The organism is Paramagnetospirillum sp., from assembly GCF_058402745.1.
In genome coordinates this window covers 19,508-27,289 of the sequence record NZ_JBZVFI010000004.1, presented here as the reverse complement: position 1 = coordinate 27,289, position 7,782 = coordinate 19,508, and the positions used below count along the sequence as shown (strand labels likewise).

At 66.9% G+C, this 7,782-nt stretch carries 8 protein-coding genes; 5 read left to right on the top strand and 3 right to left on the bottom strand.

Annotation, left to right across the window (positions count from 1 at the left end):
• The 3 genes from ACV4UZ_RS03540 to ACV4UZ_RS03530 all read right to left on the bottom strand — a co-directional run.
• A partial coding sequence (locus ACV4UZ_RS03540; protein ID WP_491599563.1) for a flagellar hook-basal body complex protein occupies positions 1-668 on the bottom strand: 668 nt, incomplete at its 3' end.
• A 180-nt stretch (positions 669-848) separates the two neighbouring features.
• Positions 849-1,979, bottom strand: coding sequence for a type III PLP-dependent enzyme (locus ACV4UZ_RS03535; protein ID WP_491599562.1), 1,131 nt, complete (start codon positions 1,977-1,979; stop codon positions 849-851).
• A gap of 501 nt (positions 1,980-2,480) precedes the next feature.
• Complete coding sequence (locus ACV4UZ_RS03530) at positions 2,481-3,023, bottom strand: hydrolase (protein WP_491599561.1); 543 nt, start codon at positions 3,021-3,023, stop codon at positions 2,481-2,483.
• 119 nt (positions 3,024-3,142) lie between these two features.
• On the opposite strand from ACV4UZ_RS03530, the gene ACV4UZ_RS03525 reads away from it, so the two are divergent.
• The 5 genes from ACV4UZ_RS03525 (at position 3,143) to ACV4UZ_RS03505 (ending at position 7,731) form a co-directional block, all read left to right on the top strand.
• Positions 3,143-4,813 (top strand): DEAD/DEAH box helicase, encoded by a 1,671-nt coding sequence (locus tag ACV4UZ_RS03525; protein WP_491599560.1) that lies wholly within the window; start codon positions 3,143-3,145, stop codon positions 4,811-4,813.
• Positions 4,814-4,827: 14 nt separating this feature from the next.
• Positions 4,828-5,067 (top strand): Lrp/AsnC ligand binding domain-containing protein, encoded by a 240-nt coding sequence (locus ACV4UZ_RS03520; RefSeq protein ID WP_043743685.1) that lies wholly within the window; start codon positions 4,828-4,830, stop codon positions 5,065-5,067.
• A 188-nt stretch (positions 5,068-5,255) separates the two neighbouring features.
• Positions 5,256-5,678, top strand: a complete 423-nt coding sequence (locus ACV4UZ_RS03515) for a rubrerythrin family protein (RefSeq protein ID WP_491599559.1) — start codon at positions 5,256-5,258, stop codon at positions 5,676-5,678.
• Between the two features lie 125 nt (positions 5,679-5,803).
• The gene (locus ACV4UZ_RS03510; RefSeq protein WP_491599558.1) at positions 5,804-7,153 is read left to right on the top strand and encodes a (Fe-S)-binding protein; all 1,350 of its coding nucleotides are present in this window, start codon (positions 5,804-5,806) and stop codon (positions 7,151-7,153) included.
• Entirely contained in the window at positions 7,150-7,731 is a 582-nt protein-coding gene (locus tag ACV4UZ_RS03505) for a DUF3501 family protein (protein ID WP_491599557.1), read from the top strand. The genes ACV4UZ_RS03510 and ACV4UZ_RS03505 overlap by 4 nt, the downstream gene beginning before the upstream one ends.
• The last annotated feature ends 51 nt before the right edge of the window (positions 7,732-7,782 follow it).

Genomic DNA, 7,782 nt, shown 5'->3' with positions numbered 1-7,782 from the left:
GTCAGGTCCTGGGCGGTGCCGAAGCCGTCGGTGATGCTGGTGGTATCGGTGAAGACCTTGGTCGAGGGAGTCTGGGTGGCGTTGGACGGCAGGTTGGCGATCATCTGGACCGACGTGGTGGCGAAGCCGTCGCTGGTCTGGCCGATATTGGCGTAGACCGGGGTCAGCGTCCCCGTGTCGACGACGCCCAGGTTGTCGGCGGCCCAGCCCATCAGGAAGTTGCCGTCGGCGGTGGTGAAGTAGTTGTTGCCGTTCACCGCCCTCTGGCCGAACTCGCCGGCCCGGGTGTAGAGGGTGTTGCTGCTGGACGCCGAGGTGTTCGGCGCGCCGGTGGAATCCGGCTGGGTCACGATGAAGAAGCCGCGGCCGTTGATGGCCATGTCGCTCCAGGTGGTGGAGGAGGTGATGGTTCCCGACTTGGTGATCAGGTTGCGGTCCACCGCCCGCACGCCGAAGATGTCCAGCCCCGAGGTCGCCGTGTTCTTGGTCGGCGAGTTCTGGGTCTGGGCCGGCGAGGTGTGGGATTCCGACAGCACCGTCTTGAAGAGGGTCTGCTTTTCCTTGTACCCGGTGGTGTTGACGTTGGCGATGTTCTGCGAGATCGAGCCCATGGCCCAATCCATCGTCTGCATCGCCTGGCTGGCGTTGGTAAAAGCACCCCACAGCATCGTCGCCTCCGTTCACGACGGGCATTGATCCGCCTGAGTATCTGCAAGGGGGATGCCACTTGCGAACCCGTTTCAGATCAATGAGTTAGTCCGGAGCGAGGCGGCAGGAACTGCCGGAAGCGGGGCGCAAAAAAGCCCGCCCGGCAGAACTTGCCGGGCGGGCCCTGGTCTGGTGGCGGCTCAGATGAAATAGGCCTTCAGCGGCTCGAAGCCGTTGAAGTTCACCGCCGAGTAGGAGGTGGTGTAGGCGCCGGTGGAGAGAATGCGCACCTTGTCGCCCACCCTGAGGCTGACCGGCATCTCGTAGCCGGCCTTCTCGTAAAGGATGTCGGCGGAATCGCAGGTGGGTCCGGCCAGCACCACCGGGGCGGTATGGTCGCCGTCCCGGGTGGTGACGATGCGGTACTTGATGGCCTCGTCCATGGTCTCGGCCAGGCCGCCGAACTTGCCCACGTCGAGATAGACCCAGCGCACGTCGTCGTCATAGCCCTTGCGGCTGATCAGCACCACCTCGGTCTCCAGGATGCCGGCGTCGCCCACCAGGGAACGGCCGGGCTCGATGATCATGGAGGGGATGTTGTTGCCGAAATGCCGGGTCATGGCGTCCATCACCGCCTCGGCATAGCGCTCGATGCCGTCCACTTCCTTGCGGTAGCGGGCCGGAAAGCCGCCGCCCAGGTTGACCATCCGCAGCTCGATGCCGGCGGCGTCCAGCGCCGAGAACAGCATGGCGGCCTTGCCCACCGCGATGTCCCACTGCTTGAGATCGGTCTGCTGGCTGCCCACGTGGAACGAGACGCCATAGGGCTCGAGGCCCATCTCGCGGGCCTTGATCAGCAGGTCGCGGGCCATGTCGATCTCGCAGCCGAACTTGCGCGACAGCGGCCATTCGGCGCCGTCGCAGGTCATCAGGATGCGGCAGAACACGCGCGAGCCGGGCGCCGCCTCGGCCAGCTTGTCCAGCTCGGCCTCGGAATCGAAGGCGTAGAGGCGCACGCCCTTGGCATAGGCGTAGGCGATGTCCGACTGCTTCTTGATGGTGTTGCCGAACGAGATGCGCTCGGCGGGCGCCCCGCTGGCCAGGCACAGGTCGATCTCGCCCCTGGACGCCACGTCGAAGCGCGAGCCCTCGCCCACCAGCATGCGCACGATTTCCGGCGCCGGGTTGGCCTTGACCGCGTAATAGACCTCGGCCAGGGGCAGCCAGCGTCGCAGGCCCTGGTAATTGTCGCGCACCACGTCGAGATCGACGACCACGCAAGGGGTGACGGGACGCACTTCCTCAAGGAAACGGGCAATCTTCGCGGTCATCGCGAAATCCTCTTCGAACAGGCCGGGCCATGAAAGGGCCCGAAAACTCTCTCTGTCCGGCCCACCGCACTCAAACGGCGGGACGACGTTCAGACGACGGCAATTCGGGAAGCCGTCAGATCCGCCGGGAGGTACTTCGCACATCGACCCACAGCAAGGCCCAGGCCTGCCGGGGACGGAATCCGTTCGCGAAGAGAGGATTGGAGATCATCGACAGCGACTGCCGAGCCACCACGTTCATAGCTACTTCCTCCAAGCACCGGGGGCTTTACACCCCGCCTGCACCCAGAAGACGCCTTGGACGTCGTTACTTGAACCCGCATGGGGCCAGAGGCACGTGCGCTGTACGTCTCACCTGAAGCCGCTATATACGCCGTTTTCAGGCGATGAAAAGGGAAAAATATCCCTGATAAGAAGATTTTGGCCGGACCCAGGGTTCACCCCTGACATTTCAAGCCCTTAGCCCTTGGAATAGGGGAGCGGCCCCCGGCCCCTCCACCATCATTTGATCAGGGCGGAAAGCTCCTTGAATTCCGGCGTGCCGGCCACGTGCAGCCACTCGAAGATCACCATCTCGACGGTGACGATTTCCACGCCGTTGTCGGCCAGCCGCGACATGGCCGCCTGGAAGTTGGCGGGATCGCGCGACGCGCAGGCATCGGCCACCACCACCGGCCGGAAGCCGGATTCCAGCAGGCCGAGCGCGCTTTGCAGCACGCAGACATGGGATTCGATGCCGGCGATGACCACCTGCTCGCGCCCGGTCTCGCGCAGCCGCGCCAGGATGGCCGGATCGGCGGCGCACGAGAAGTGCAGCTTCTCCATCACCGCTCCCTCGGGGGCGTGTTCCATCAGCTCGCCGGCGGTGTGGCCCAGGCCCTTGGGGTACTGCTCGGTGATCACCACCGGCAGGCCGAGGCGGGCGGCGGCGCGCAGCAGCAAGGTACAGCCGCGATAAACCCGCCGGGGATCGCTCATCACCGGCGCCAATCCCTGCTGCACGTCGATGATCAGCAGGCTGGAACGTTGGGCATCGATCAGCATGGCGGCGGCTCTCCTTGGGGTCGTGGACCAGCGTAATCCCGCCGCAACGGGCGATACAATGGGGAAACCGTGTTCCGTCATTGACTTAATACCGGGAAACCATAATTATCCGGCCCCACATGACGACCCATCAAGACATCGGCCGCGAAGACGGCCCGGAAACCGCCACGACCACCTTCGAAGACCTCGGCCTCGGGCCGGAGATTCTGAAGGCGCTCGCTGAATCGGGGTACACGCACCCCACCCCCATCCAGGCCCAGGCGATCCCTGTGGTGCTCATGGGCCGTGACGTGCTGGGCTGCGCCCAGACCGGCACCGGCAAGACGGCGTCCTTCACGCTGCCCATGATCGAGATCCTGGCGGCCGGCCGCGCCAAGGCGCGCATGCCCCGCTCGCTGATCCTGGCACCCACCCGGGAGCTGGCCGCCCAGGTGGCGGAGAACTTCGACAAGTACGGTAAGCACCACCCGCTCAAGAAGGCGCTGATCATCGGCGGCGAGTCCATGAGCGACCAGGTCGCCCTGCTGGACCGCGGCGTCGACGTGCTGATCGCCACGCCGGGGCGCCTGCTCGACATGTTCGAGCGCGGCCGCATCCTCTTGAACGACGTCAAGGTGCTGGTCATCGACGAAGCCGACCGCATGCTGGACATGGGCTTCATCCCCGACGTGGAGAAGATCGTCGGCCTGCTGCCCAAGATCAGGCAGACCCTGTTCTTCTCGGCCACCATGGGTCCCGAGATCCGCCGGCTGGCCGACGCCTTCCTGATGAACCCCAAGGAGATCACCGTCTCGCGCGGCACCACCGCCACCACCGTGGTCCAGGCCATGGCCGTGGTCGAGGAGATCGACAAGCGCGAGACCCTGCGTCACCTGATCCGCATCGAGAACGTCAAGAACGCCTTCATCTTCTGCAACCGCAAGCGCGACGTGGACGTGCTGTTCCGCAGCTTGAAGAAGCACGGCTTCGACGTGGTGCAGCTGCACGGCGACATGGCCCAGAGCGCCCGCGGCGAGACGCTGGAGAAGTTCAAGAAGGGCGAGGCCCGCCTGATGGTCTGCTCCGACGTCGCCGCGCGCGGCATCGACATCTCGGCGGTCAGCCACGTCTTCAATTTCGACGTTCCCATCCATGCCGAGGATTACGTCCACCGCATCGGCCGCACCGGCCGCGCCGGCATGGAAGGCCACGCCTTCACCATCGCCAGCCCCGATGACGGCCGCTTCGTCGCCGCCATCGAGACGCTGATCGGCCAGACCATTCCCCGCATCGAGGTCGAGGGCGTGCCCGCCCTGGAACTGGACATGAGCGCCCGCAAGGGCCGGGGCGGACGCGGCGGCGCCAAGGATTCCAAGCGCCCCGCCAAGGCCAGGGACGAGGGCCGCGACGAGGCCAAGCCCCGGCGCGAGCGCCGCCCGCGCCGTGACGAGACCCCCGCCGCCGAGGCGGCTGCCGTCGAGACCGCCGCCGAGGAGGCCGTCGAGGCACCGCGCGAGGAACGCGCCGAGCGGACCGAGCGTCCGCGCAGCCGGAGCCGCGACCGGGACGAATCCCGCCGTGACGAACCCCGCCGTGGCGGGCGCGGCCGCGAGGACGGCCGGCGCGACGAGCGCGGCGGACGCCGCCGTGGCCGCATCGACGAACTGGGCATCGGCGAGATGCTGCACCCCGACGGCGTGATCGGCTTTGGCGACCACATGCCGGACTTCATCGCCGCCGCCGTGCCCCTGCCCGTCAAGAGCAGCAAGGCCACCGCCGACAGCGACGCGGATTCCGAGTCCGAGGACTGAAGGGAGACAGCCCCATGCAGACCATCTTCGTCCAGGTGAAGTGCGAACTGGGGCTGGCCTACCAGGTCGCCGACGAGGCCGTCGACATCGAGCAGGTCTCGGAGGTCCATTCCATCTCCGGCCAGTACGACCTGATGCTGAAGTGCTACCTGGACGATTCCGCCGATATCGGCCAGTTCGTGGTGGACACCATCCAGCGCCTGCCGGGCGTCAAGGACACCTTCACCCTGATCGCCTTCAAGGCCTTCTCCTAAAGTCTGAGCGGATTCCATCGCCTTCGAGGCGATGGAATTATCCGGGCCACACTTTAGAACTATTTTAAAATAATCCGGGACATCCCACCTCCCTGACAGGCCCCCCGCGTCACGGCCTTCGGCCTGACCTCCGGGCGAGCTTTCCCAAGGCGATCCATGATGATCGCCAGGATCAGCAGGAGGATTTCATGGCATCCCTGAACGGCTCCAAAACCATGGATAATCTGAAGGCGGCCTTCGCCGGCGAAAGCCAGGCCAACCGCCGCTATCTCTATTTCGCCCAGAAGGCCGACGTGGAGGGACACAATGACGTCTCCGCCCTGTTCCGCTCCACGGCGGAAGGAGAGACCGGCCACGCCTTCGGTCACCTGGAATTCCTGGAAGCGGTGGGCGATCCGGCCACCGGCCAGCCCATCGGCCCCACGGATTCCAACCTGAAGGCGGCGGTGGCGGGCGAGACCCACGAATACACCGACATGTATCCCGGCATGGCGCGGACCGCCCGCGACGAGGGCTTCGACGAGATCGCCGACTGGTTCGAGACCCTGGCCAAGGCCGAGAAATCCCATGCCGGCCGTTTCCAGAAGGCCCTGGACGGCCTGGCAAGCTGACGCCCACCCTGCGGGCAGGATGCCCGCGCTCCAAGGTTCATGCGGGCAGGGTACCCGCGCTCCAAGGGCGACGGCGTTCCTTGGAGCGCGGCAGTCCCGGCCGCATCACCTCGAAGGAGGACATCATGCGCGAAGGCAGCCTGGACGCCCCCACCCGCCACGCCCACGACTGGCGAAATCCCGATTACCTGAACCCGGACAAGGTGGAGGCCGAACTGCGCCGCCAGTTCGAGATCTGCCATGGCTGCCGCCGCTGCTTCAACCTGTGCGATTCCTTCCCCCGCCTGTTCGACCTGATCGACGCGGCGGGCGATGCCGAGCTGGCGGGCGTCCCCACCCCGGCGCTCAAACCCGTGGTGGATGCCTGCACGCTGTGCGACATGTGCTTCATGACCAAGTGTCCCTACGTGCCGCCGCACGCGTTCGACCTGGACGTCCCCCATCTGATGGTGCGCTACCGCGCCATGGAGACGGCCCAGGGCAAGACCCCCTTCGTCGCCCGCCAGCTGACCAGGACCGACCGCAACGGCCGCCTCGCCGGGCTGGCCCCGGCGCTGGCCAACTGGGCGACGCGGCGCGGCAACCGGATGACCCGGCCGATCCTCAAACTGGCCGCCGGCATTCATCCCGACGCCGACCTGCCGCGCTATCACGCCGACACCCTGGAGAAGCGGGCCGGGACCGGTACCCCCGCCATCAACCGGGCCGCTCCCGCCCTGGGGCGCAAGGCGGTGATCTTCGCCACCTGTTTCGGCAATTACAACAACCCGGACATCGGAACCGCCGCCCGCGCCGTGCTGGCCCATAACGGCGTGGTCACCGAGCTGGTCTATCCCGAGTGTTGCGGCATGCCGCAGCTGGAACACGGCGAGATGGACGAGGTGGCGCGCAAGGCCCGCACCATCGCCCGCGCCCTGGGAGATTGGATCGACAAGGGCTGGGACGTGGTCGCCCTGGTGCCGTCCTGCGCCCTGATGCTGAAGGTGGAATGGCCGCTGATCGAGCCCGGAGACGACGCGGTCAGGCGTCTGGCCGCGTCCACCTGGGACATCACCGAATACGTGGTCGACATCGCCCGCAAGGAAGGCCTCGCCCCCGGCCTCGCACCGGTTCCGGACGGCGTGGTGCTGCACCTGTCCTGTCACGCCCGCGCCCAGAACGTCGGCGCCAAGGGGGCCGAGCTGCTGCGCCTGATCCCCGACACCCCGGTCAAGGTGATCGAGCGCTGCTCGGGCCATGGCGGCTCGTGGGGGATCAAGACCGAAAATTTCCCGGTGGCGCTGAAGGTGGGCAAGCCCGCCGCCCGCCAGGCCGCCGAGAGCGGCTGCGGCCATCTGGCGGCCGAATGCCCGCTGGCCGGCGCCCACGTGGCCCAGGGGATCGAGGGCATCGACCCGGCCTCGCGCCTCAGATCCTCCCGCCACCCCATCGAGATCTTCGCCGCCGCCTATGGGCTGGGAGGAGAAAAATCATGACCGCGATCACCCCCACCGACATCCTTCCCCTCGATGCCTACGAGAAGGTCCGGCCGCAGACCCGCGCCGCCATCATCGCGCTCAAGCGCGACCGCCGCCTGTCGGTGGGGCCTTACGTCACGGTGTTCTTCGAGTGCCGCGACACCATGCTTTATCAGATTCACGAGATGCTGCGCGCCGAGAAGGGCGGCGCGGCCCAGTTGGAGGGCGAGCTGGAGGCCTACAACTCCCTGATCCCCGACGGCGGCGAACTGGTGGCCACCCTGATGATCGAGATCGACGACGAAAGGCTGCGCCATCGGGCGCTGTCGGGTCTGGGCGGCATCGAGGAGGTGACGGCGCTGGAGCTGGACGGCGAGGCCATCGCCGCCCGGCCCGAGGACGACGTGGAGCGCACCACCGCCGAAGGCAAGACCTCGGCCGTCCATTTCCTGCACTTCCCCTTCACCCCCGCCCAGATCGAGCGGTTCCGCCGGCCGGGCGCCCGGGCGGTGTTCACCATCGCCCACCCCGCCTACGCCCACATGGCGGTGCTGCCGCCGGCCGTGATGGCGGCCTTGGGGAAGGATTTCGGGTAGCCCCGCTACCCCCTCCCCCCGGCATTTAACAGGGTGCGGAAAAACTCGTCC